Raw genomic sequence first — 23,395 nt, 5'->3', positions numbered from 1 at the left:
CGTCTCATCAGGGGCCGGACGCCGGGGGCTCGATCAGGACCTCCCGGCCGCGCAGCGGCTGGGAGCAGACGTTGCAGTGCAGGACCGGATGGAAGTCCTTCCAGCACACCACGTGCCGGAACCGGATCGCCGGACCCTCGGGCGCCCGGAACCACTGCTGGCCCCAGTCGATCATCAGCGCGACGACCGGGAAGAAGGCCTCACCCTTCGCGGTGAGCCCATAGGTCACCCAGTTCGGCCGTGCCGGGTTCGGCGACGTCTCGACGACCCCGAGTGCCTCGAGCCGGTGGAGCCGGTCGGCGACCATCGCCGGCGGCGCGCTCGTGCGCTCCGCCAGTTCGCCGAACCGCCTCGCGCCCAGGAACAACGCCCCGATCATCGCGGCCGACCACCGGTTCCCCAACAGCTCCATGGTGTGCGGCAGTACCTGGGACGGTTGCCGCGTCGACGTGGACCGGCGACGGCCGATCGACGCGGGCACGCTGCGCGTCCAGTCTCCACTCGGCCCGAGATCCGCCGACACGTCACGGCGGGTGCTGGGTTCACCACATGCGCGACAGACCAGAACCGGCGTGAACGTCGCGCCGCAGGTGCCGTGCCGCATGGACGGCAGTATGTCGGAGGACTCGGGCGACCACGTCTGCTCCCACGCCCACATGCTCAGCAGCACCGGCCACACACCGAGTCCGCGCGGTGTGAGCGGGTACTCGAAGCGGACGGGACGGTCGGAATAGCGGACCTTGTCGAGCAGGCCGAGCTCGGTCAGCTGGGTGAGCCGCTTCGACAGAACCGAATTCGAGATGGAACCCTGTGCGATCCAGTCGCCGTAGCGCCGACACCCCGCCACCGCGTGACGCAGGATCCACAGGTTCCATTCGTCGCCGAGTACACCGAGGGTGACGGCGATTGCGTTGTCGCCACCCTCGGCAAGCTCGGTGAACATTCGTTCGGCCACATCCGCAGACTCTAGTGGTGCCGCTCCGAGGCTCGGTGCGGTGTCGGTGCCCCGGCCGCCGCGCTGTAGCCGTGGGCGACGAATCGCGCGGTAGCTGCGGCGAACTCGGATTCGAGCCGGTCGACGATTCCCGCCACCGGCTCGACCGACTTGATCGTTTGCAGTCCCTGTCCGGCCGCCCACACGTCCTTCCAGCGGGCGGGACCGTCCGATGCCGCATCATAGGATCGTTCGGCACCGAAAACCAGGTTGTCGGGATCGAATCCGTTGGCGACCAGGCTCGGGCGCAGCCACGACGCGGGAGTGCCGGTGACGCCGGCGCTCACGATCAGATCGTCGGGTCCGTGGTCGACGACCATCTGCTTGTATTCGGGTGAGGCCATGCTCTCGGTGGCGGCCAGGAATCGGGTGCCCATGTAGACGAGGTCGGCGCCCGCGGCGACCGCCCCGGCGATGCCGGCGCCGTCGGTGACGGCACCACCGACGGTCACGATCCCGTCGAAGAACTCCCGGACCGCGGAGATGAACGCGAAGGGGGACAGATGGCCGGTGTGGCCGCCCGCGCCGGCCGACACGCACGCGAGCCCGTCGACACCTGCCTGTGCGGCCTTGCGGGCGAGCGCGATGCTCACGACGTCCGCGATGACCGTTCCCCCGTACGACTTGACGACGTCGATCACCGGGGCGGGGGAGCCGAGGGCAGTGATCACGATGTCGGGCCGGTGTTCGGCGACGAGCCGCAGGTCGTCGGCGAGACGTGTGTTGGTTCGGTGAGTGACGAGGTTCAGTGCCCACGGCGCCGTCGCGATGCGCGACGATGCGAGGCGGTCGCGGATGGTGCCCATCCACACGTCGAGGTCCGCGGTGGTGCGGCAGTTCGGGCTGGGGAAGGATCCCACGATGCCCGCCTCGCAGGCGGCGACCACCAGATCGGGGCCGGAGACGAGGAACATCGGAGCCGCCACGACCGGCAGGCGTAAATTCTCGAAGTGTGTCACCGGGCGGGTTGCTGTCGACATGTTCGTCTTCTCTGTCTGCGCAGTCGTCATCCGACGACGAAACTGACGGTGGTAGTGGTGCTTCCGCCGAAGTTGAGCATTCCGGCACGGGCAGCGCCGGGCACCTGGCAGTCGCCTGCCGTGCCGGTGACCTGCTTGTGGCAGTCCAGGAGCATGCGCACACCGGTTGCGCCGACGGGGTGTCCGCCGCCGAGTAGACCGCCGCTCGGATTCATCGGAATACGCCCGCCGATCTCGAGATCCCCGGATTCGATTGCGCGCCAGCTCTCGCCGGGTTTCGTGATGCCGAAATGGTCGATCGCCATGTATTCGCTGGCGGTGAAGCAGTCGTGGGTCTCGATGAGGTCGAGGTCGTCGACCCCGGTGATGCCGGCGCGGGTGAAGGCATCTCCGATGGCGGCGGACACGTGGGGGAACATCAGCGGCTCGTCGGCGCTGCGGGCGAGCTTGTCCTCGAGCAGCAGGCCGACGGTGCGGTGACCCCAGCCGAGGATGCGCGATAGGCCGGTCGTTTCCGGGTGTGCCCGGCGGTACCGGTCCGATATCAGGACGACCGCGGCGCCGCCGTCGGTGAGGGGACCGCAGTCCACCTTGTGCAACCGGCCCTCGACGACCGGGTTGGCATCGGCGTCGTCGGTGAAGGACGCCGGACCGAACTGCCACCCGCGGGTCTGTGCGTTCGGATTGGAGCGTGCATTGCGGGTATTCAACTCGGCGATGCTCCACAGGTGCCGGGGATCCAGGCCGTACCGCTTGTCGTACTCGTCGGCGATGCGGCTGAACATGTAGGGCCACATGAATTTAGCATCCTGACCCTCGTGCCCGATCCAGGCAGCGCCGGACATGTTCTTCGCACCGAGGTCGCCGGGTACGTTCTTTTCGAGTTCGACGCCGACGACCAGGGCGCAGTCGTATCGCCCGGATTCGAGGTCGGCCATCGCCGCGAGGATCGCGAGGGATCCGGACGCGCAGGCGCCCTCGTGGCGGGTGGCCGGCACACCCCACAGGTCGGGGAGGACCGAGGCCGGCATCGCGCCGAGGTGACCCTGACCGGTGTACACCTGCGCGAACGCGTTCCCGACGTGGACGACGTCGATGTCGGCGATCGGGATGCGCGCGGCGTCGAGTGCACCGCGGGCGACTTCGACCGTCAGTGCGTCGAGGTCGAGACCCTCCTTGGTGAGGTTTCGGGAGAAGTCGGACTGGTATCCGCCGGCGATCCACACCGGTTCAGGGCTCATGGGTCTCTGCTTTCGGGCTGTGTGAACTGCGATCGTTACTACAACTATAAGAGTTTGCGGGAAATGGGAAGTCCTCATTCCCTCGAGACGTGGATGTCGAGCGCGTCTTGACAACGGCACGTGTTGTTAGTCACTCTCTTAGTTGTAGAACGAAGGCGCACCCCGACTCCCACGCCGGGATGCCGCGCCAGCCGATGCGAAAGGTGAACGCCATCATGGATATCGAGATCGTCGGCCGACTGCTGTCGACCCTTCCCGAGGACGACGATCACCCCTACCGCACCGGCCCGTGGCGGCCGCAGACCACCGAATGGAAGGCCGACGATCTCGAGGTCGTCGAGGGGCAGGTCCCCGCGGACCTGGACGGTGTGTACCTGCGCAACACCGAGAACCCGCTCCATCCGGCCGTGCAGAGATACCACCCGTTCGACGGCGACGGCATGATCCACGTCGTCGGTTTCCGGGACGGGAAGGCGTTCTACCGCAACCGTTTCGTCCGCACGGACGGCCTTCTCGCCGAGAACGAAGCCGGCCGTGCCCTGTGGGCGGGTGCCTCGGAAATGCCCGAGTGGGCCGAACGTGAGGACGGCTGGGGTGCGCGGCGGCGGATGAAGGACGCGTCGAGCACCGACGTTGTCGTCCATCGCGGGCGTGCCCTGACGAGCTTCTGGCAGTGCGGTGACCTGTACCGCCTCGATCCGTACACGGCCCGGACGCTGGGCAAGGAGGACTGGAACGGGCGCTTCCCCTCCCGTTGGGGTGTGTCGGCGCATCCGAAGGTCGACGAAACGACCGGCGAAATGCTGTTCTTCAACTACAGCAAGGAGGCGCCGTACATGAAGTACGGCGTCGTCGACGAGAACAACGACCTCGTGCACTACGTCGACATTCCGCTCCCCGGTCCGCGCCTGCCGCACGACATGGCCTTCACCGAGAACTACGCGATCCTCAACGATCTGCCGTTGTTCTGGGATCCCCGACTGCTCGGGCGCGGCATCCACGCACCCAAGTTCCATCGCGATATGCCGGCCCGGTTCGCGGTCATCCCGCGCCGCGGGCAGACGTCGGACATCAAGTGGTTCGAAGCCGACCCGACCTACGTCCTGCACTTCGCCAACGCCTACGAGGACGGCGACGAGATCGTGCTCGACGGCTTCTACCAGGGCGCCCCCGATCCCTCGACCGAAGGACTGACGGACCAGCAGCGGGCATTCCGGTTCCTTGCGCTGGACTACCTGCAGACCCGGCTGCACCGCTGGCGTTTCAACCTCGTCACCGGAGCGGTGAAGGAAGAACCCCTCACCGACACGATCACCGAGTTCGGCATGATCAACGGTGCGCTCGGCGGACGCGAGTATCGCTACGTCTACGCGGCGACGGGTGTGCCGGGACGGTTCCTGTTCAACGGCCTGGTCAAGCACGACGTGCGCACCGGCGCCGAGGAGAGCTGGTCGTTCGGCGACGGCGTGTACGGCAGCGAGACGTCGATGGCTCCGCGTGTGGGCAGCACGTCGGAGGACGACGGATACCTCGTCACGCTCACCACCGATATGAACGACGACGCCTCCTACTGCCTGGTGTTCGACGCCGCGGCGGTCGGAGACGGACCGGTCTGCAAACTGCGTCTGCCCGAACGAATTTCGAGCGGAACCCATTCCACGTGGGCGGCGGGCGCCGAGCTGCGGCGCTGGCGCGCCGCCGACGACCCGGCGCAGGCGATCGGCCTGTGAGCATCGTGAATCCGTTCTCCCCGTAACTCAGTTCGCACAGTCGAGAAGGAAAGGTGGCACATGGCCCAGCCACGCCGAGGCCTGCATCCGAAAGAGCGCGTCGACGACTACGTCCGGCGCGGATGGTGGACGGATCGAACGCTCGACCGGGTGTTCCGCGAGCAGGTGAGCGCGCGCGGTGACGCCACCGCGATCGTCGACCCGGCCAACCGGGCCGACCTCGTCGGATCGCAGCCCCGGCGCCTCACATGGAACGAACTCGAATCCGAGGTCGTCCACCTCGCGGCGCGACTGCTCGATCACGGCATCGGTCGCGGGGATGTCGTCGGAGTGCAACTGCCCAATTCCGTCGAACTGGTCGAGGTGTACCTCGCCGCGTGGTCGATCGGTGCCATCGTGTCGCCGCTGGCGATGCAGTATCGCGAACACGAGATCGTGACGATGTCGAACAAGGGCGGCTTCGCGATCCTGCTGACCGTGGAGAAGTTCGGCGGCCGGCCGACCGCCGCGGAAGTCGTTGCGGCGCGGCACGCGATTCCGTCCCTGCGGTCGGTCCTGACGATCGGTGCAGCCGAGGAGAATTCGGGAACGGCCGATGCGCACATCGTCCCGGGTCCGGCCTCGGACACCGACAGGGGGCGGGTCGAGGCGCTACGTACCGCGGACCCGAACGATCCCAACGACTGCGTCACGATCTGCTGGACGTCCGGCACCGAGGGCGAACCGAAGGGGGTGCAGCGGACCCACTACGACTGGCTCGCCTTCTCGATCGCGACGATCGACGCACCCCGCGTGGTAGTCGACGACGTGCTGCTCAATCCGTTCCCCATGATCAACATGGCGGGCATCAACGGCATGTTGCTGCCGTGGCTCGTCATGGGGGCGACGCTCGTGCAACACCATCCCTTCGACGCGCCCACCTTCTTCCGGCAGATCGCGGTCGAGCGCGTGACCTACACGATCGCGCCACCGGCGCTGATGTGGATGCTCCTGAACAACGAGGACCTGCTCGCGAAGATCGACCTGTCCAGCCTGACCCGGATCGGCTCGGGTTCGGCGCCGCTGCAACCGGCGATGGTGCGAGGGTGGCAGAAACGGTTCGGGCTCAGCGTCATCAACTTCTTCGGCTCCAACGAGGGTGTGTCGCTGCTGTCGAGTCCCGAGGACTTCCCCGACCCCGACATCCGAGCGCAGTTCTTCCCCCGCTACGGAGCCGAAGGCATCCGGTGGTCGTCGAGGATCGCCGAGCGTGTCAGCGTCATGCTTGTCGACCTCGAGACCGGTGAGGAGATCACCGAACCCGGCCGGCCCGGCGAACTTCGCATCGCGGGTCCCGCCGTCTTCCCCGGATACATCGGGGGAGCGGACCTCCCCAGCCCGTTCGACGACGACGGATACCTGAAGACCGGCGACATCTTCGAGATCGCCGGCGACCGGAACCAGTACCTGCGCTACGTCGACCGCAGCAAGGACCTGATCATCCGCGGCGGCATGAACATCGCGCCGGTCGAACTCGAAGGCATCATCGCCGAACACCCGGCGGTGGCGGAGGTCGCCGTCGTCGGTGATCCCGACACCGTGCTCGGCGAGAAGGTGGCCGCGGTCGTCGTGTGCCGCGCCGGTGCTTCGCTGACCCTCGACGAACTGGTGGCGTTCCTGAAGGAACGGAAGATCGCCTCGTTCAAGCTTCCCGAGCGCCTCGAGGTCCGAGAGGTGCTTCCCCGCAACGCCGTCGGAAAGCTCCTCAAGCGTGAACTCCGGCGGACACCCACGCCCGTCGACTGACTCCTGCATCATCCCTCTGTTTTCCCGAAGTGGAGATTCCTTGTCCCAGTTCAGCTCGGACGTCTTCGTCTACGACGCGGTCCGGACACCCAAGGGCCGCGTCCGGCGCGGCGGCGGAACCCTGGCCGACGTGCCCGCATACGAACTTCTCGCGACACTGCTGCGCGCGCTGCAAGCGAGGGGACTCGACGCCGAGCAGGTCGACGACATCGTCATCGGCACCAGCACGGCCGCCGGTGACCAGGGCGGTGACGTCGCCCGCGCCGCGGCCCTGTGGGCGCAGTGGCCCGACACGGTTCCGGGTGGGGTGGTGTCGCGGCTGTGCTGCTCCGGGCTCGACGCGATCGGCACCGCCGCAGCCAAGGTCGCGTCCGGGATGCACGACGTCGTCGTTGCAGGTGGGGTGGAGTCCATGTCGCGGGTGCCGATGTTGACCGACAAACCCGCGTTCGCGTACGAAGGACCGCTGCAGGACGTCACCGGGTACGTGACCATCGGTGTCGCGGCAGACCTCACCGCGGCCGACGCGGGCTTCACCCGCGAGGATCTCGACCGTTATGCCGTGACGTCGCATCGGCGTTCCGCCGCATCGACATCCGCGTCGATCGTCCCGATCACCTCCGGCGACACCGTCGTGCTGGACCGGGACGAAGGAGCGCGCGCCGACGCGAGTCTCGACGGATTTGCTTCTCTCGGAACGCTGTTCGGGGACGACCCGTCATGGGCGCTCGTCGCGCGGCAACTCCCCGATTCGCTCCGGCCCGTCGGGGGCCTGCACACGCTGGGGACCGCGCCGCAACTGGCGGACGGGGCGTCGGCCCTCGTCCTCGGATCCGGGCGCTCCCGATCCGCCGCGGGCTCGGACCCGATCGGGCGGATCGTGGCGGTGACCCAGACGGCGGTGCGCTCGCCGCGGCTGACCGCGGGCGTATCCGCGGCCCGCGCCGCATTGGATCGGGCCGGGATCACGGCCGCGAACCTGGATGTCGTCGAGGCCAACGAATCGTTTGCGGTGTCGCCGCTGCTGGTCGCCCGGGAACTCGGCCTCGACCTTGCGCGCGTCAATCCGAACGGCGGCGCCGTCGCGACGGGACATCCGCTGGGTGCGAGTGGCGGGATGCTTCTCGTCAATGCCCTGGACGAGCTGGTCCGGACCGACGGGGAGTTCGCCCTGCTGGTGATTCCCGGTGGCCTCGGGCTCGGGGCGGCGGTCGTCGTGCAGCGGGTGTGAAGGGACGGGTGTGTGCGGCGGCTCAGCGGGTGAGCCGCAGGAACGCCCCCAGTTCGGTCAGTCCCTCCGGTGTGCTCGGCAGATACCGGGTCAGTGCCGGGGAGTGCACGACAACCGCGTGCCACTTCCCTCGCGAGAGAGCGACATTGAGCCGATTGCGGGACAACAGGAACGACATGCCACGCGGGACGTCCTCGTGTGCGGACGCGGTCATCGACACGAACACGACGGCGGCCTGGCGACCCTGGAACCGGTCGACGGTACCCACGTCGATCCCACTCAGTCCCGCCGCGGCCAGCCGCTCCCGGATCGCGATGACCTGCGCGTTGTACGGCGCGACCACCAGGACGTCGCCCTGGGCGAGCGGGCGCGCGCCCTCGAACGAGTTCGGGTCACGCCACGGTGTGCCCAGGAGCGCGGCGATGCGCCGGGTGATCTCGGCCGCCTCCTCCGCCGATTCGGTCGAGTTGCCGTGATGCTCGACCAGGACACTGCTCACCCCGGGTAGCACTCCGTCCAGCGACCGTGCGGCCGTGACGTTCTCCTGCGAGAGCAGACGACCCTCGTACGACAGATCCGATACCCGCGCGCACAGCGCCGGGTGCATGCGCCACGTGCGGGACAGGAAGTAGCCGCGGTCGGCGGGCAGTGCGCCGTGCCCCTCGGCGAGCCATCCCAGCGCCGAGGTGTCCGCCGGCTCCGGATGGGTGCCCTGACTGACCTGAGGCAGTTGCTGAGGGTCGCCCAGCAGCAACAACTTTCGCGCGGCTCGCGCGACCGCGACCGTGTTCGCGAGGCAGAACTGCCCCGCTTCGTCGATCACGAGCAGATCGAGACCGCCGGGTTCGAAGCAGGACAGGTTCGTGAAATCCCATGCCGTGCCTCCGACGACACAACCGTCGACCGCGTGCTCCAGGAATTGGGCCAGTGCCTTCGCATCGGGGACCGCGGTCCACGCCGGATCGGACTTCCTGGCTTTGGCCTTCACGATGGATGCACCCGGGACGCCGGCGTCGATGATCCCGTCGAGCATGTTCTCGACGACCGAATGCGACTGTGCGACGACCCCGATCCGCCAGCCGTGCCGGAGCGCGAGGCCGGCGACGACCCGTGCCCCGGTGTAGGTCTTGCCGGTGCCGGGTGGGCCCTGCACCGCGATGTACGAGTCGTCGAGGTCGAGCAGTGCGGCGGTGATGGCGGCGGCGTGGTCGCCGTCGGCCGCCGCGGGCAGATCTGCCGTCGACCGGGTGCGCGGCGGAACCCGGCGCAGCACGTCGACCGCCGCCGTGGCCGGCAGTATCGGCAGCGTCTCGCACATCTCGTCGGCGGCCGTCGCGATGGCCGCTTCGACGCTCGTGGTCCGGATCGGCGGGCCGGGGGTGATCGCCATCGGCAGCTGCGTGTACTCGTCGGAATCGGTGGGCAGCGTCTCCTCGACGACGAGCACGTCGTGGAAATGGTCGTCCACGTCGCGGGTGACGACCGTGCCGGTGCTCCACCCGCGGGTGCCGGGGCCGCCGTCGGGCAGTCCGTCCGGCACGGGGGCGTCGTAGAGCAGATACACCGTGGTGCCCGGGCCGACGGTGCTGCCGGTGCCGAATTCGCCGGCGAACCGCAGATTGCGGCGCAGTTTGCGTTGCCGCGGTGTGGCCTTGTGCCAGTCGTCGAGGAGGGTCGCCGACGTCGCGACCAGGGTGTCGCGGGTGTCGGACCATTCGTCGGCAGGATCGCACAGCCGGTCGAAGTGCGCCCACCAGAACGGTTTCCGCTCGCGACGGTGGTATCCGAGCGACGCGGCCATCAACGCCACGGCCTGCTGGTCGTCGCTCCGCTCCGGATGCTGTGTGACGCCGGCGAACTCGCGCAGTGCCGATTCGACGGGATCGGGCGTGGATTCGTCGGTCTCGGCGACCGCGACGGGGTCGGTCGTCGCGACACCGTGCTCGTCCGCCCGCGCGAGCAGCCAGTCCCGCAGCAGCAACGTCGAGACGCAGTCGTCTCTGTTGTACGACGCGATGCCTGCGAGCATTTCCGCGGCCGCCTCGACGTCACCGGCGTCGCGGCGATCGCAGTAGTCGGCGTACGCGACCACCGAAGCCGCCGCGTCGGTGACGTCGCCGTCACGTTTCGTCGTGTACAGCGGTTCGAGCTTCTTGATGCTGTACGACTGCGCACCGATCCGCAGCGATGCCCGCACCACCGGGTACAGGTCGACGAGAACGCCCGCCCGCAGCAGGTCGTCGACGATCTCCTCGCCGACCCCGTGTCGGCCGGCGAGTCGCAGCAGCGCCGACTTCTCGTACGCCGCGTAGTGGTAGACGTGCATGTTCGGGTACTGCCGCCGCCGGTCCGTCAGATAGTCGAGGAACTCGGTGAACACGCGCCGTTCCTCGGCTCGATCGTGAGCCCAGAACGGCCGGAACACCGGTTCCTGCGCGGTCCCTTCGACCACGCCGAACAGGTACTCGAGCCCCCAATCCGGGCTGTCCCCCGTGCACCACAGCGGATCTCCCTCGAAATCGAAGAAGATGTCACCGGCATCCGGTTTCGGCAGTGCGCCGAGGCTGTTCGGGGCGAACACCTCCACATAGGCCGAGCCGGTGCGTTCCTGCTCGAGCTGCGCGAGCGCCTGCGCGCGCAGCGACGCATAGGTGCGCGCGGCGATACCCGGAACCGCATCCTCGCGGGCGGCGAGGCCGTCGACGGTGGTGACCCCGCCGGCGATGAGCCGGGCGCGCTGCGTCGCCCGCATCCCGGCGACCAGCAGCAGGTCCCGATTCGACGACACTTCCGGCTCGCACGCCGCGCAGCGCCCGCACGCGATATGCCCGGTGCCGCCCCAGGCCACGGCCGCACCCGAGCGGTGATGGTCGTCGACGAGCTTCTGCAGGTGGGCGCGGCGCAGCGCGAAGACCGGAACGATGTCCGCGACCGGCTGCGCCGAGTCGGTCCCGTCGCCCAGCAGCAGGTGGGCGTCGGGCGAAACCGGAACACCCGCCGCGGCGAGTGCATCCGCATACGCCGCCAACTGCAGCAGCGCCGGAATCTTCGCGTTCCGAGACAGTTTCGTGTCGTAGACGGCGTAGGTGTCGTTCTCGCGGACCAGGAAGTCGCAGAAGCCGACGAACCGGCCGTCGAAGAACGTGCCCTGATAGACGACGTCCTTCCCCGCGCCGATGGCGGCGAGGGTCGCGGCGGCCGCCGCCGCGTAGCCGGCCGCGGTGTGCGCCGGACGCGGCATGATCGCGACCCCGTCACCGAAGCGCTCCAGGAAATCGTGCAGCGTCCGCTGCTCGTGCGCGTCGCCGAGCGCGGAGGCTCGCTCGAGCATCGGATCGGGGACCGTGTCCGTCGGAGCGCACCGGCCCAGCGCCGCGTCGAGGGCCCGGAGCAAGGAGAATTCGCAGGTCGCGGCATGGGCGAGGTCGCTGGCGCTGTACACCAGCGTGTCGTCGAGCAGGAACATCAGCGGGGTCCGGGGTGCTGCGGTCGCATGGCTCGACTATCCCAGAACCTCCGGGTTCTCGTAGCCTCCCGCGACCCCCGTGCTCGTGCGCGGTTCTGGCAGTGGCCGCTACCGGAACCACGCACGGGGCGCAGGGCGCCGGTGGATGCTCGCCGCGCACCCGCCCTCGACGCCCAGCGCGGTGCGGCCCAGCAGGACCAGGGCCCACGGCCCGATCACCCAGACCGGCCAGGGGTAGACGACCGTGCCGGCCGCGACCGACACGAGGCCCCAGATCGCGAGATTCAGAACGCCGACAGCGAGCCACACCGACCATTCGATGCGCTGATGCAACGGAAGCCCGCGCAGGGGGTCCCGCAGCGGGTGCCGAGGCGGGGCCGGAGGTGCAGGGGCGGGAAGGTCGGCGAGCACCTGCCGTGCCTGGTTCTCGGTGACGGCCCGGTACACCCGGGCGACGCGCGCGTCGAACTCGGTGAGGGTCAGGCGGCCGGTGCCGACGTGGGTACCGAGGATCTCGACGAGCCGTTCGCGGTCGGCGTCGGAGATTCGTAGTTCGGGAGCGGGTGCGTACTCCATGATCCCTCCCCGGATCTTCCATTGTGGAATGTCGCGTACATCAGCATGCGATATGCCACAGTGGAATGTCAACCCTCGGACGTAAGGAACAGCGATGGCAGCCCGACCCCTCAACGCGACCGCGGCGTCGCTGCTCGGATTCCTGCACGAGGGTCCGAAGACCGGATGGGACCTGGTCGCGACCGCACAGGACCGGATCGGCAAGTTCTGGTCCGTCACCACCAGCCAGGTGTACCGGGAACTCGCGGCGATGGAGGCCGCGGGCTTGATCGAGGCGGGAGAGAAGGGCCCGCGCGACCGTAAGCCCTACACCGTCACCGACGACGGCCGCCGCGCCTTCGCGCACTGGATCACCCGCGAACCCGGCCCCGAGAACATCCGCTATCCGCTGCTGCTGACCGTCGCCTTCGGCGGGCACCTGCCGCCCGAGCGACTCGCCGAGATGCTCGCGACCCACCGCGCCGCGCACGAACGGCAGCTTGCCGAGTACGAACACGCTGCCGCGCTCGACGGAGCCGACCCCTACTTCGCGTCCACTCTCGAGTTCGGCCTGATCTACGAACGCGCCGTGCTCGACTGGTTCGACCGCGTCGGGGACCGCCTGACCGGCCCGAATCCGCAAGACGACCCCGCCGGGCCGGGGGGACGCCCACAATGACTCGAAGCCCACAACGACCTCGAGCGCGCATTCGGGAGGCAACGATGGCCGGTGAGGTCGTCGTCGGAATCGGACCCGTCACCCCCGACGAGGTGGTGCGGGTCGCGCGCGGCGACGCATCGGTCCGATTGTCCGGCGAGGCGCTGACCGCGATCGCCGACGGCCGCGCCCTCGTCGACGCACTGGCCCGCGACGACCGGCCGGTGTACGGCATTTCCACCGGCTTCGGTGCACTCGCCACCCGGCACATCCCCACCGAGGACCGGGCCCGGCTCCAGCGCAGCGTCGTGCGCTCCCACGCCGCGGGAACGGGCCCCGAGGTCGAACGGGAGGTCGTGCGGGCGATGATGCTGCTGCGCGTGTCCACCCTGGCCACCGGACGCACCGGCGTCCGCGGCGAAACCGCCGTCGCGTACGCGGCCATGCTGGACGCCGGGATCACCCCGATCGTGCCGGAGCACGGCAGTCTCGGCTGCTCCGGCGACCTCGCGCCGCTCGCGCATGTTGCGCTCGCCCTGATCGGGGAGGGCACTGTTCGCGATCGCGCCGGTACCGCCCTGCCGGCAGTGCAGGCACTCGCCGAGGCGGGCTGCACACCGGTGGTTCTCGCAGAGAAGGAGGGGCTGGCGCTGATCAACGGCACGGACGGAATGCTCGGCATGCTCGTGCTCGCGAGCCGCGACCTCGCAAATCTGCTGCGGCTCGCCGACATCGCCGCGGCCATGAGTGTCGAAGCGCTGCTCGGGACCGGCCGGGTCTTCGCCGCCGATCTGCTCGCGCTGCGCCCGCACCCCGGCCAGGCGACCGCGGCGGCGAACATGACGCGGTTGCTCGCCGGGTCGGGGATCGTCGCCAGCCACCGCACCGACGACTGCCCGATCGTCCAGGACGCGTACTCGCTGCGCTGCGCCCCGCAGGTCGCCGGTGCTGCCCGTGACACCCTCGCGCACGCCGAGCAGGTCGCTGTCCGCGAATTATCCTCGGCCATCGACAATCCCGTTGTCACAGCCGATGGGCGTATCGAATCGAACGGCAACTTCCACGGCGCCCCGCTCGGCTACGTCCTCGACTTCCTCGCGATCGCCGTCGCCGATGTGGCGAGCATCAGCGAACGCCGCACGGACCGGATGCTCGACGTCGCGCGCAACCACGGTCTGCCGCCGTTCCTCGCCGGCGATCCCGGCGTCGACAGCGGCCACATGATCGCGCAATACACGCAGGCCGGCATCGTCGCGGAGCTGAAGAGGCTGGCGGCACCGGCGAGTGTCGACTCGATTCCGTCGTCGGCGATGCAGGAGGACCACGTGTCGATGGGGTGGTCCGCGGCCCGTAAACTGCGCCGCGCACTGGACGGACTTACCCGCGTGCTGGCGATCGAAATGCTCACCGCTGCACGGGCTCTGGATCTTCGATCCCCGCTCGTCCCGGCGGCGGGAACCGCCGCGGTCCGCGATGCGTTGCGCCGTCGCGTACCCGGTCCCGGTGCCGACCGGCATCTCGCGCCGGAGATCGACGAGGCGGTCGCCATGGCCGCGTCGGGTGAACTCGTCGCCGCGGCCGAGGCGGTCGTCGGCCCCTTGCCGTGACCCTCACCGCAGGGGATCGAAGTGGCGCAGAAGCGGATCCGGAGTTCCGGTCGCCACCGCCTGCGCGAGCATCCGTCCGGTCAGCGGACCGAGCGCCACCCCCCACATGCCGTGCCCGCCCGCGACGAACACCCGCGCCGACCGGGTGGCGCCGACCAGCGGAAGCCCGTCCGCGGTGCACGGGCGAGACCCCACCCACTCCTCTTCCCGTGCGGACCAATCGATCCCGCCGAGCAGCGGACGGGTGGCCTCGACGATGGCCTGCACCCGCCGCGGATCGAACGGCGCGTCGGGGCTGCGGAACTCCATCATCCCGGCGATCCGCAACCGGTCGTGCAGTGGTGTGCACGCGACCCGCTGGGTCGGAAAGTAGATGGGGTTCTTGGGCAGTTCCGCGGGGCGGACGCTGAAGCTGTAGCCGCGACCGGCCTGCACGATCGTCCGCACCCCGAACGGCCCCGCCAGGTCGCCGAGTCGCGCGCCGGTCGCGAGGACCACCGTGTCCGCGGAGCGAGCATCGCCGCCCGCAGCGACAACCTCCGCGACATCCGCGCGCGGACGCACCGACTCGGCGTCGAACCCGGCGACGATCTCACCGCCGCGCTCGCGCACGGAGTCTGCCAGCGCCGCCAGAAACCGTGGGGGATCGATGAACCGCTGCCCGCGAATCCGGACCCCGGCCCGGACCGCGTCGCCGAGTAACGGCTCGAGCGACCGGACGGTGTCGCGGTCGAGGAGTTCGCACTCGACCTCGCCGCCGGCGGCCCGCACCTGCTCGAATTCGTCGAGCAGACCCTGCCGATCCTGCTCGGAGAGGAACGCGGTCAGGAACGGATCGGCGGTGCGGGTCTGCTCGGCGAGCCCGCCGCGGATCAGGTCGTCGTACGCGTCCAGCGCCACCCGGTTCGCCCGCACGAACACCGCCAGCGCGGCGCGCCAGCGACCGGGTGTGCAGTTGCGGGCGAAACCGGCGAGGAATCGCAGCAACCGCAGGTCGGTGGTGGGCGGCACGTACACCGGCGACGACGGCGTCAGCGCGGACCGCAGTCCGTAGCGCAGCACCGACGGCTCGGGCAGCGGCAGCGTCAACGCCGGGGCCAGCCACCCCGCGTTGCCCCACGAGGCGTCCGCGGCGACACCCGTGCGGTCCAGCACCGTGACGTCGACCCCGTGTTCCTGCAGGAACCAGGCGGTGGACAGGCCGACGACACCGGCACCGACGACGATCACCCGACGAACGGTCATGACGCACTCCCGTAGCCGAAAGGCCCATCCGGTTCCATCATGCCCGCGTGCGCCGGACCGGGACGGCGAACGAGCCTGGATGCACCGGCCCGGTCCGGCGTGACGGGCGAGTCGGGCTACGGCTCGGGGACGGTGCGCAATTCTCGGCGCAGTAGTTTTCCGGTGGCTGTCTTCGGGATCTCGGCGATGATCTCGACTTCCCGAGGGCACTTGTAGGTGGCGAGTCGTTCCTTGGTGAACGCGATGAGCTCTTCGGGTGTTGCCGATGATCCGGGTCGGAGGCTGACGAAGGCCTTGACCGTTTCTCCCCGATACGAGTCGGGGACTCCGACCACGGCGGCTTCACGGACGGCGTCGTGTTCGTAGAGGACGTCCTCGACCTCACGCGGCCACACCTTGTAGCCGCTCGCGTTGATCTGATCCTTCTTGCGATCGATGATGTAGAACCAGCCGTCGGCGTCCATGTATCCGACGTCGCCGGTGTGCAGGACCCCGTTCGGGATCGACTTCGCCGTGGCCTCGGGCTTGTTCCAGTATCCGGCCACGACTTGCGGGCCGGCGGTCACCAGCTCACCGATCTCGCCCGGCGGCAGGTCGTTTCCGTTGTCGTCGACGATGCGTACCACCGTGTCGTAGACCGGCACCCCGACCGAGGTGGCGCCGGTGAGTTCGTCGACCGGGGCCCTCGTCCCGAACGGTACGCAGTGCGAGGGGGATGTCGTCTCGGTCAGACCGTAGATGTTGTGGATGTAGTGCCCGAATTTCTCCTCGAACGCGGCCAGGGTGCTGGGCGGAATCGGTGCCCCACCCGAGCAGATCTTGGTCAGGCTCTGCAAGGCCTCACGGCTGGAATTCTCCGAGTTCATCAGCGCGATGAACACGGTGATCGAGCCGACGGTGAAGGTGACGCGCTGCTGCTGGATGGTCTCGATGGTTGCTTCCGGGTCCATGCGGTACATCAGCACCAGCGGGGCACCTGTCAGCAGGGACAGAGCGATGTGCCCGACGAGGCCGGTGATGTGGAACAGCGGGGCGACACCGAGAATCACGTCGTCGGCGTCGATTCCGATCCAGTCGCGATAGGTCTGCGCGTTGAACGCCACGTTGCGATGCGTGGTCATTGCGCCCTTCGGGGGCCCGGTGGTTCCGGATGTGTAGGTCAGGAACGCCACCGTGTCGGGGCCGACGTCGACCGCGGGTACGGGCGTTCCACGGAAGCGCTCGAGCATCGTCACCAGGTCGATCGTGCCCGGGCAGTCGACGCGCTCCGCGCCTGCGAGCGTCCCGCTGTTCGCGCTCTGGAAGTCGAGTTCCGAAGTGGTGATCACCGTCCGCACGCCGGTCGACCCGACGACGTTCTCGGCGACGTCCTTGTACAGCGATTGCAGTGCCACCAGCACCGTGGCGCCGGAATCGCGGAGGATTTCCTCGAGTTCGCGTGCACGGTACATCGGGTTGGCGGACACCGCGGTTCCGCCGGCCTTCCAGGTGCCGAGCTGAGCGATGACGAATTGCGGAATGTTCTGCGCGTAGATCACCACCCGTTCGCCGGGCCGGAATCCCGCATCGGTGATGCCGGCGGCGAATGCATCGCTCAACTCGTCGAGCTCACGGGCGGTGATCCGGCCGTCGAAGTACCGGATGATGTCGCCGTCGGGGTTGCGCTCGACCGTAGCGTCGAACATCGCCAGGGCGTTGTCGTACTCGATGGTGCGCGGCTGACGCTGAGCCGGACTGTACTGCGCCAGCCACACCTTCTCGTCGTAGATGCTCATGACTCGTCTTTCAGCGGATGACGACGGGATTGACGGGGGCGCCGGTGCCGTTGACGATCTTCAGAGGCGCAGCGACGTAGAGGAAGCTCCATCGGCCGTCGGCGGCACACGCCTCGGCGAGATCGTCGAGCCAGGCGATCTCGGTGAGTGTGACGCCGAGATTGCGCATCAGGGCGCAGTGCAGCGGAAGTGCGACGCCACTTTCGGGTTCGTAGGTCACCTCGTTCGCGATCGTGTCGGTGACCAGGTTGGGAATCTCCTTGTCCTGGAACCACTCCACGAGATCGCGGGAATAGGTCAGACCCGGCTCGCAGAAGCCGTCGTAGAACTGCTCGGGATTGTTCAGTTCGTACCAGTAGGTGAGCCATCCGGTGCGGATGAGCAGGATGTCGTGCGGTTCGATGGTCACGCCCTGCGCGGCCGCGGCTTCCTCGAGGTCGCGGTGGTCGAACGTTTCGCCCTTGTCGAGACTGCGCTTGCCGCGGTGGCGGGCCATGTCGATCAGCACGCCGCGCCCGACGACACCCTTTTCGGCGATGGGGAGCACGGAGGCCTTGTCCATGCCTCCGACGGTGCTGCGGGCGTCGTATCCGTTCCAGAGCTTTCCGTCGTACCAGACGTGGCCGAGCGCGTCGTACTGGGTGGATCCCTGAAGGAAGACCAGAGCAGTGTCGTCGGCGTAGTGCAGACCGCCGGGGAACGCGGGCGCTCCGTCACCGTCCCACGTGCTCTCGTCGAGAACATTCTGCCGCTTGATGCCCTCGCGGCCGGGCCACAGCGGGTCGCCCGGGCTTTCGGTGCGGCCCATGTGGATCTGCAACGTGAAGGTCTCGCCGGACTTGATGTGCTGGACCCCGCGCAACACTTCCCGTGCGTCGAGATAGTTCAGGGCGCCCAACTCGTCGTCCGCTCCCCATTTGCCCCAATTGCTCGGAGTGTCCTGCCCGAGCAGTTCGCGCATCGAGGGGGCTGCGATGTCCGTCATCTCTTCTCCTCCGTCGGGGATGAACACCAGAGCGATCACCCGCTCGGTGTGCGATCATGATGCACGTCACATTCGCGGGATGTCAACAGCACGCACCGGTCAAATGATCTGGCCATCAACGGATAATTCTCTCCGCGTCGGAGGATCCATCAGGCATGATGGGAAAGACGTTTAGAATTTGTAAACATGGGGGTGGGGAATGGGCTCGTCCGAAGTCGGTGCACGGGAATCGACCGGGGCCAGGGTGCGTAGTGCACGAATGGCCCGTGAAATGAGTCTGCGGGCACTTGCGCGCCGCATCGACGTCAGCCCCGCAACGCTGAGCCAGATCGAGAACGGCAGGACGAACCTGACCGTCGATCGGCTGAACCGCATCGCCGACGCCCTGGGAACGACACCGGCCGACATACTCGAGGTCAGGCCCCCGTCGCGCCCGGGGCCGTTCGGAGAAGCCGGAACCTCCGCCGGGATTCCGGCTGGATCCGCCACGGATCACGAGGGGCCTCTCCAGTGGCGCAGATACGAACCGCTCGTCCTGACGCCCGTGGTGCAGGCGGCGCTGAACGAGATGTCGGCGGTGGGATACCACGGCACGAGCATGCGCGACATCTCCAAGCGATGCGGTCTCTCGGTGCCCGGAATCTACAACTACTTCAAGAGCAAACAGGACATCCTGATGACGATCTATCAGGTGACGATGGACGACCTGGCCCGGAGAACCGAAGCAGCCCTCGCGGAGGGAGTCGGACAGGAACCCGTCGCCGTCTTCAGTCTGCTCGTCGAGAACCTCGCTCTGTACCACACCCACCGTCGCGAACTGGGCTTCATCGGAACCAGTGAGATGCGCGCTCTGACACCGGAGAACCGGCGAATCATCGCCGCGAAGCGGAACTGGCAACAGGCTGTGGTGGACGAACAGGTCCTGGCCGCGGTGCACGCCGGGGCCTTTCACGTCCGGAACCCCGAGGACGCCTCCCGTGCGGTGGTCTCGATGTGCACTGCGCTCCCGACCTGGTGGAGCGAGGGAGGACGTATGAGCGCTGAGGAAGTGGCACAACTGTACGTGGGATACGCTCTGGATCTCATGAAATACGAAGGCGCGGAAGTGGTCCGGAGGCCATGACAGGATTCACCGCCTCCCCGCTGCCGAGGAGCCTGTGCCCGTGCCGGCTCTACGGAGCGCCGATCGATCGACCGGTGTGCCGGCCGGTGACGAGTCGGTGAACGAGCCGGGCTGCGGTGCGCGCGGTGCGATCGTCGATGTCGAATGCCGGGTTGAGCTCGGCGATCTCGGCGACGGCGAGCCGGCCGCTGCGCGCCACCAGGTCGCACACGTGCTGGACCACCTCGAGCGGAACACCGTACGCGGCGGGCGCGCTGACCCCCGGCGCGATCGCGGCCGGCAGGACGTCCAGGTCGACGGTCAGGTGGACCAGGTCCACCGTGGCGAGGAACTCGCCGACGAACGTCTCGACGTCCGGCAGGTGCGCGATGCGGCACTCGTCGTCGAGCAGGTAACGCACCCCGAGTTCCGTGGCGGTCGTGAACAGCGCGGTCGTGTTGCTCGGCTGAGCGATCCCCACCACCGCGTATCGCAGCGCCCGGCCGTGTGCCCGTTCCTGCCGCGCCATCTGCAGGAACGGGGTGCCCGAACTCGGTGTCGTATCGGCTCGAAGGTCGAAGTGCGCGTCGAGGTTCAGCACGCCGCAGCGTGCACCCGCGCGCACTGCCGCGCTCGCGGCGACCCCCAGATAGGTGCCGAACGCGACCTCGTGCCCGCCGCCGAGGACCGCGACGGGATGCCCGCGGTCGAGCATCCCGGTGATCGCCACGCCGAGACGGTGCTGCGCCGCCTCGAGATCGCTGCCGGAGACGACGACATCGCCCGCGTCGTACACCCTCGACGGCCCGGACGGCGGGAGCGCCAGGGACGCGAGCGCCGCGCGCACGGCGACCGGCCCGAGGGCGGCGCCGGGCCGCCCTCGGTTGCGTCGTACCCCTTCGTCGCTGCGGAACCCGATCAGGGCCGGTGTCCCGGCCGCCGGGTCGTCGGGCCAGGACGTGACCGCGCCGTGCCAGCGCAGGTGCTCCTCGCCGGGCCCGTCGTCGCGGCCGGTCCACGGTTGTGCCGGCACATCTGTCCGCAGGATCATTGCCGCAGTCCGTCCTTCCATACGTGCGACACCAGGTGCACGCCGGGCCGGTAGGCGAGATGCGCGTGCGACGGCGCGTCCAGCGCGATCACATCCGCCCGGGCGCCCGGGCGCAGGATTCCGATATCGGTGCGGCGCAGTGCCTGTGCTCCTCCTGCGGTCGCGGACCACACCGCCTCGTCCGGGGTCATGCGCATCTCCCGCACCGCCAGTGCGATGCACAGGGGCATGCTCGTCGTGTAGGAGGTGCCGGGGTTGCAGTCGGTCGCCACCGCCACCGTGACACCGGCGTCGATCAATCGTCGGGCATCGGGATACGGGGTGCGCGTGGAGAATTCGGCCCCCGGTAGCAGTGTTGCGACCGTGGTGCCGTGGGCCAGCGCCGCGATGTCGTCGGTGTCGGTGTGCGTGACGTGATCGACCGATGCAGCGCCCATCTCGACGGCGAGTTGCACGCCGGCGCCCGGGCCGAGCTGATTGCCGTGCACCCGCGGAATCAGGCCCGCCGCGACGCCCGTCGTGAGCACCGTGCGGCACTGCTCGGTGTCGAATGCGCCCCGTTCGCAGAACACGTCGATCCATTTCGCGTGCGGTGCGCACACCGGAATCATCCGGTCGATCACCATGCGCACGTAGTCGTCCGTGCGGCCGTCGAATTCGGGCGGGGTGACATGCGCCGCGAGCAGGGTCGTCTCCGGTGTGTGCGCCGCGGCCACACGCAGGCTGCGCAGTTCGTCGGCGACGGTCTGACCGTATCCGGATTTGCATTCGATCGTCGTCGTCCCCGATCGCCGCGCTTCGGTCAGCAGGCGTGACACCGTTGCATCGAGCTGAGCGTCGGTCGCCGCACGGGTCGCGGCGATCGTCGAACGGATGCCACCCGCGGTGTACGGCTGTCCGGCCATCCGGGCTGCGAACTCGTCGGCGCGGTCGCCGGCGAAGACCGGATGTGTGTGGCTGTCGACGAATCCCGGAAGCACCGCGCGACCGTCGAGATCGATGCGAACAACCTTGTCGCCGTACGGTTCCCGGCCGCGGTGTCCCACCCACTGCACGACACCGTCCCCGAACAGGAGAGCTGCGTCGCGCACCGGCCCCAGCGGCCCCGCACCGATACCGGGATCGTTGGTGACGAGGGCGCCGATGCCGTCGAGCAGCGTCCACGGACCCGCGTCCACGACTCACCGCTCCTGCATGGGGATGCGCAGGCCGTGGCTGACGGCGACGTCACCGGCCTTGTCGTAGCCGGCGTCCACGTGCCGCAGCACCCCGGTCGCGGGATCGTTGGTGAGTACCCGCTCGAGCTTGCGGGCGGCGAGCTCGGTGCCGTCGGCGACACACACCTGACCGGCATGGATGGACCGGCCCATCCCGACGCCGCCACCGTGATGGATCGAAACCCAGGTCGCACCCGACGCGGTGTTCACCAGCGCGTTGAGCAGCGGCCAGTCGGCGATCGCGTCGGACCCGTCCGCCATCGCCTCCGTCTCCCGGTACGGCGACGCCACCGACCCCGCGTCCAGGTGGTCGCGGCCGATGACGATCGGGGCGGACACCTCGCCGGAGGCGACCATCTCGTTGAACCGCAGGCCGGCCCGGTGCCGCTCGCCGTACCCGAGCCAGCAGATCCGGGCGGGCAGGCCCTCGAACCGCACCCGCTCGCCGGCGAGTCGCAGCCAGCGCGTCAGATGCGTGTTGTCCGGGAACAATTCGGCGATCGCCCGGTCGGTCGCGGCGATGTCGGCGGGGTCGCCGGACAACGCCACCCACCGGAACGGGCCGCGCCCCTCCTCGAACAGCGGCCGGATGTAGGCGGGGACGAAGCCGGGGAAGTCGAACGCACGGGCGTATCCACCTTTGCGGGCCTCGTCGCGGATGGAATTGCCGTAGTCGAACACCTCTGCGCCGCGGTCGAGGAATCCGACCATCGCCTCGACGTGTCGTGCCATCGACGCGCGGGCCTGCTCGGTGAACCAGGCAGGGTCCTTCTCGCTCAGCCGGTGCCAGTCCCCGAGTGCGACGCCGAGCGGCAGATAGGACAGTGGGTCGTGTGCGGACGTCTGGTCGGTGACGATGTCGATCGGAGCGCCACGCTCGAGAAGTCGCGGGAACGCGTCCGCGGCATTGGCGACCACCCCGACCGACAGCGGCGTGCGGGCCGCACGGGCGGCGACCGCCAGTTCGAGCGCGGCGTCGAGACTGTCGGCGCGCACGTCGAGATAGCCGTGGTCGAGGCGTCGTTCGATGCGCGCGGGATCGACCTCGACGCAGAGCGCGACGCCGTCGTGCATCGTCACCGCCAGCGGTTGCGCGCCACCCATTCCGCCGAGTCCCGCGGTGAGGGTGAGCGTGCCCGCGAGTGTGCCGCCGCTGTCCGGGAAGCGGCCCGACGCGGCGAGTTTCCGGGCGACCGCCCCGAACGTCTCGTAGGTGCCCTGGAGGATCCCCTGCGAGCCGATGTAGATCCAGGAACCGGCCGTCATCTGCCCGTACATGGTGAGACCGAGTGCTTCGAGGCGGCGGAACTCCTCCCAGTTCGCCCAGTCGCCGACGAGGTTCGAGTTCGCGATCAGCACCCGCGGCGCCCACGCGTGGGTGCGCAGGACCCCGACGGGCTTGCCGGACTGGACGAGCAGCGTCTCGTCGTCGGTGAGGGTCGTGAGTGCGGCGACGATCGCGTCGAACGCCGGCCAGCTGCGGGCGGCGCGTCCGGTGCCGCCGTAGACCACGAGTTCGTCGGGGCGCTCGGCGACCTCGGGGTCCAGGTTGTTCATCAGCATGCGCAGCGCCGCCTCCTGCTGCCAGCTGCGACAGTGCAGGTCGCGGCCGCGGGGGGCGCGGACGGGCCGGGCGCCGGACGGGTCGGTCATGATCACCTCGCGGTGTGCGGGCCTGTACCGATTACACCCCGCAGGTGCCACGGTGCGGTGGCGAAGCACGGATTCGGCTCCCCGGGGGTCGTGCGCGCGATGAGTTCGGCCCGGCCCGCC

Annotated in this window: 17 protein-coding genes; 6 read left to right on the top strand and 11 right to left on the bottom strand. The window is 68.9% G+C overall.

Annotation, left to right across the window (positions count from 1 at the left end; genetic code table 11):
* Window positions 1-7: 7 nt before the first annotated feature.
* From RZ1_RS09905 to RZ1_RS09895, 3 genes are read right to left on the bottom strand one after another with little or no spacing between them, the layout of a single operon-like run.
* Window positions 8-943 (bottom strand): winged helix-turn-helix transcriptional regulator, encoded by a 936-nt coding sequence (locus tag RZ1_RS09905; RefSeq protein ID WP_072811410.1) that lies wholly within the window; start codon window positions 941-943, stop codon window positions 8-10.
* A gap of 23 nt (window positions 944-966) precedes the next feature.
* Complete coding sequence (locus tag RZ1_RS09900; protein WP_174565180.1) at window positions 967-1,974, bottom strand: NAD(P)H-dependent flavin oxidoreductase; 1,008 nt, start codon at window positions 1,972-1,974, stop codon at window positions 967-969.
* 26 nt (window positions 1,975-2,000) lie between these two features.
* Window positions 2,001-3,215 (bottom strand): acetyl-CoA acetyltransferase, encoded by a 1,215-nt coding sequence (locus RZ1_RS09895; protein WP_072811369.1) that lies wholly within the window; start codon window positions 3,213-3,215, stop codon window positions 2,001-2,003.
* Between the two features lie 215 nt (window positions 3,216-3,430).
* On the opposite strand from RZ1_RS09895, the gene RZ1_RS09890 reads away from it, so the two are divergent.
* From RZ1_RS09890 to RZ1_RS09880, 3 genes are read left to right on the top strand one after another with little or no spacing between them, the layout of a single operon-like run.
* Entirely contained in the window at window positions 3,431-4,945 is a 1,515-nt protein-coding gene (locus tag RZ1_RS09890; RefSeq protein ID WP_072811409.1) for a carotenoid oxygenase family protein, read from the top strand.
* Between the two features lie 60 nt (window positions 4,946-5,005).
* Complete coding sequence (locus RZ1_RS09885; RefSeq protein ID WP_072811368.1) at window positions 5,006-6,730, top strand: class I adenylate-forming enzyme family protein; 1,725 nt, start codon at window positions 5,006-5,008, stop codon at window positions 6,728-6,730.
* Between the two features lie 40 nt (window positions 6,731-6,770).
* Window positions 6,771-7,961 (top strand): thiolase family protein, encoded by a 1,191-nt coding sequence (locus RZ1_RS09880; RefSeq protein ID WP_072811367.1) that lies wholly within the window; start codon window positions 6,771-6,773, stop codon window positions 7,959-7,961.
* 22 nt (window positions 7,962-7,983) lie between these two features.
* Here the strand turns inward: RZ1_RS09880 and RZ1_RS09875 are convergent, their stop codons facing one another.
* Both RZ1_RS09875 and RZ1_RS09870 read right to left on the bottom strand, forming a co-directional pair.
* Window positions 7,984-11,427: a TM0106 family RecB-like putative nuclease gene (locus RZ1_RS09875; RefSeq protein WP_072811366.1), complete on the bottom strand. Its 3,444-nt coding sequence runs from the start codon at window positions 11,425-11,427 to the stop codon at window positions 7,984-7,986.
* A 108-nt stretch (window positions 11,428-11,535) separates the two neighbouring features.
* Entirely contained in the window at window positions 11,536-12,003 is a 468-nt protein-coding gene (locus RZ1_RS09870; RefSeq protein WP_072811365.1) for a DUF1707 SHOCT-like domain-containing protein, read from the bottom strand.
* A gap of 94 nt (window positions 12,004-12,097) precedes the next feature.
* On the opposite strand from RZ1_RS09870, the gene RZ1_RS09865 reads away from it, so the two are divergent.
* Both RZ1_RS09865 and hutH read left to right on the top strand, forming a co-directional pair.
* Window positions 12,098-12,661 carry a PadR family transcriptional regulator gene (locus tag RZ1_RS09865; protein WP_072811364.1) on the top strand — a complete coding sequence of 188 codons (564 nt, stop codon included), beginning with the start codon at window positions 12,098-12,100 and terminating at the stop codon, window positions 12,659-12,661.
* Between the two features lie 44 nt (window positions 12,662-12,705).
* A complete protein-coding gene (gene hutH, locus RZ1_RS09860) occupies window positions 12,706-14,247 on the top strand; it encodes a histidine ammonia-lyase (protein ID WP_072811363.1) in 1,542 nt (513 codons plus the stop codon).
* Window positions 14,248-14,250: 3 nt separating this feature from the next.
* Here hutH and RZ1_RS09855 read toward each other — a convergent pair whose 3' ends face one another.
* From RZ1_RS09855 to RZ1_RS09845, 3 genes are all read right to left on the bottom strand, one after another.
* On the bottom strand, window positions 14,251-15,492 hold the full coding sequence (locus RZ1_RS09855; RefSeq protein WP_072811362.1) for an NAD(P)/FAD-dependent oxidoreductase: 1,242 nt from the start codon (window positions 15,490-15,492) through the stop codon (window positions 14,251-14,253).
* 116 nt (window positions 15,493-15,608) lie between these two features.
* Window positions 15,609-17,267, bottom strand: coding sequence for a class I adenylate-forming enzyme family protein (locus RZ1_RS09850; protein ID WP_072811360.1), 1,659 nt, complete (start codon window positions 17,265-17,267; stop codon window positions 15,609-15,611).
* Window positions 17,268-17,277: 10 nt separating this feature from the next.
* Entirely contained in the window at window positions 17,278-18,252 is a 975-nt protein-coding gene (locus RZ1_RS09845) for a cyclase family protein (RefSeq protein WP_072811408.1), read from the bottom strand.
* Window positions 18,253-18,511: 259 nt separating this feature from the next.
* Between RZ1_RS09845 and RZ1_RS09840 the strand changes: the two genes are divergently transcribed.
* Window positions 18,512-19,375 (top strand): TetR-type transcription factor C-terminal domain-containing protein, encoded by an 864-nt coding sequence (locus RZ1_RS09840; protein WP_238071875.1) that lies wholly within the window; start codon window positions 18,512-18,514, stop codon window positions 19,373-19,375.
* A gap of 49 nt (window positions 19,376-19,424) precedes the next feature.
* Here the strand turns inward: RZ1_RS09840 and hutG are convergent, their stop codons facing one another.
* Genes hutG through hutU form a run of 3 tightly spaced genes read right to left on the bottom strand, consistent with a single transcriptional unit; the run spans window position 19,425 to window position 23,275 of the window.
* Entirely contained in the window at window positions 19,425-20,405 is a 981-nt protein-coding gene (gene hutG, locus RZ1_RS09835; protein ID WP_072811356.1) for a formimidoylglutamase, read from the bottom strand.
* The gene (gene hutI / locus RZ1_RS09830) at window positions 20,402-21,583 is read right to left on the bottom strand and encodes an imidazolonepropionase (protein ID WP_072811354.1); all 1,182 of its coding nucleotides are present in this window, start codon (window positions 21,581-21,583) and stop codon (window positions 20,402-20,404) included. Before hutI ends, hutG begins: the two co-directional genes overlap by 4 nt.
* A 3-nt stretch (window positions 21,584-21,586) precedes the next feature.
* Window positions 21,587-23,275 (bottom strand): urocanate hydratase, encoded by a 1,689-nt coding sequence (hutU, locus tag RZ1_RS09825; protein ID WP_072811407.1) that lies wholly within the window; start codon window positions 23,273-23,275, stop codon window positions 21,587-21,589.
* Between the last annotated feature and the right edge of the window lie 120 nt (window positions 23,276-23,395).

This window comes from Rhodococcus zopfii NBRC 100606 = JCM 9919, assembly GCF_001895025.1.
In the GTDB taxonomy this organism is placed as follows: Bacteria; Actinomycetota; Actinomycetes; order Mycobacteriales; family Mycobacteriaceae; genus Rhodococcus; species Rhodococcus zopfii.
The sequence above is the reverse complement of the archived record's forward strand: the minus strand, read 5'-3'. Positions and strand labels throughout refer to the sequence as shown.

Coding starts and splice junctions, on each gene's coding strand:
- RZ1_RS09895 (WP_072811369.1), bottom strand. CDS start 3,215: ATGAGCCCTGAACCGGTGTGGATCGCCGGCGGATACCAGTCCGACTTC.
- hutH (WP_072811363.1), top strand. CDS start 12,706: ATGGCCGGTGAGGTCGTCGTCGGAATCGGACCCGTCACCCCCGACGAG.
- RZ1_RS09875 (WP_072811366.1), bottom strand. CDS start 11,427: ATGTTCCTGCTCGACGACACGCTGGTGTACAGCGCCAGCGACCTCGCC.
- RZ1_RS09885 (WP_072811368.1), top strand. CDS start 5,006: ATGGCCCAGCCACGCCGAGGCCTGCATCCGAAAGAGCGCGTCGACGAC.
- RZ1_RS09850 (WP_072811360.1), bottom strand. CDS start 17,267: ATGAGCATCTACGACGAGAAGGTGTGGCTGGCGCAGTACAGTCCGGCT.
- RZ1_RS09865 (WP_072811364.1), top strand. CDS start 12,098: ATGGCAGCCCGACCCCTCAACGCGACCGCGGCGTCGCTGCTCGGATTC.
- RZ1_RS09840 (WP_238071875.1), top strand. CDS start 18,512: ATGGCCCGTGAAATGAGTCTGCGGGCACTTGCGCGCCGCATCGACGTC.
- RZ1_RS09905 (WP_072811410.1), bottom strand. CDS start 943: ATGTTCACCGAGCTTGCCGAGGGTGGCGACAACGCAATCGCCGTCACC.
- hutG (WP_072811356.1), bottom strand. CDS start 20,405: ATGATCCTGCGGACAGATGTGCCGGCACAACCGTGGACCGGCCGCGAC.
- hutU (WP_072811407.1), bottom strand. CDS start 23,275: ATGACCGACCCGTCCGGCGCCCGGCCCGTCCGCGCCCCCCGCGGCCGC.
- RZ1_RS09890 (WP_072811409.1), top strand. CDS start 3,431: ATGGATATCGAGATCGTCGGCCGACTGCTGTCGACCCTTCCCGAGGAC.
- RZ1_RS09900 (WP_174565180.1), bottom strand. CDS start 1,974: ATGTCGACAGCAACCCGCCCGGTGACACACTTCGAGAATTTACGCCTG.
- RZ1_RS09845 (WP_072811408.1), bottom strand. CDS start 18,252: ATGACGGACATCGCAGCCCCCTCGATGCGCGAACTGCTCGGGCAGGAC.
- RZ1_RS09855 (WP_072811362.1), bottom strand. CDS start 15,492: ATGACCGTTCGTCGGGTGATCGTCGTCGGTGCCGGTGTCGTCGGCCTG.
- RZ1_RS09870 (WP_072811365.1), bottom strand. CDS start 12,003: ATGGAGTACGCACCCGCTCCCGAACTACGAATCTCCGACGCCGACCGC.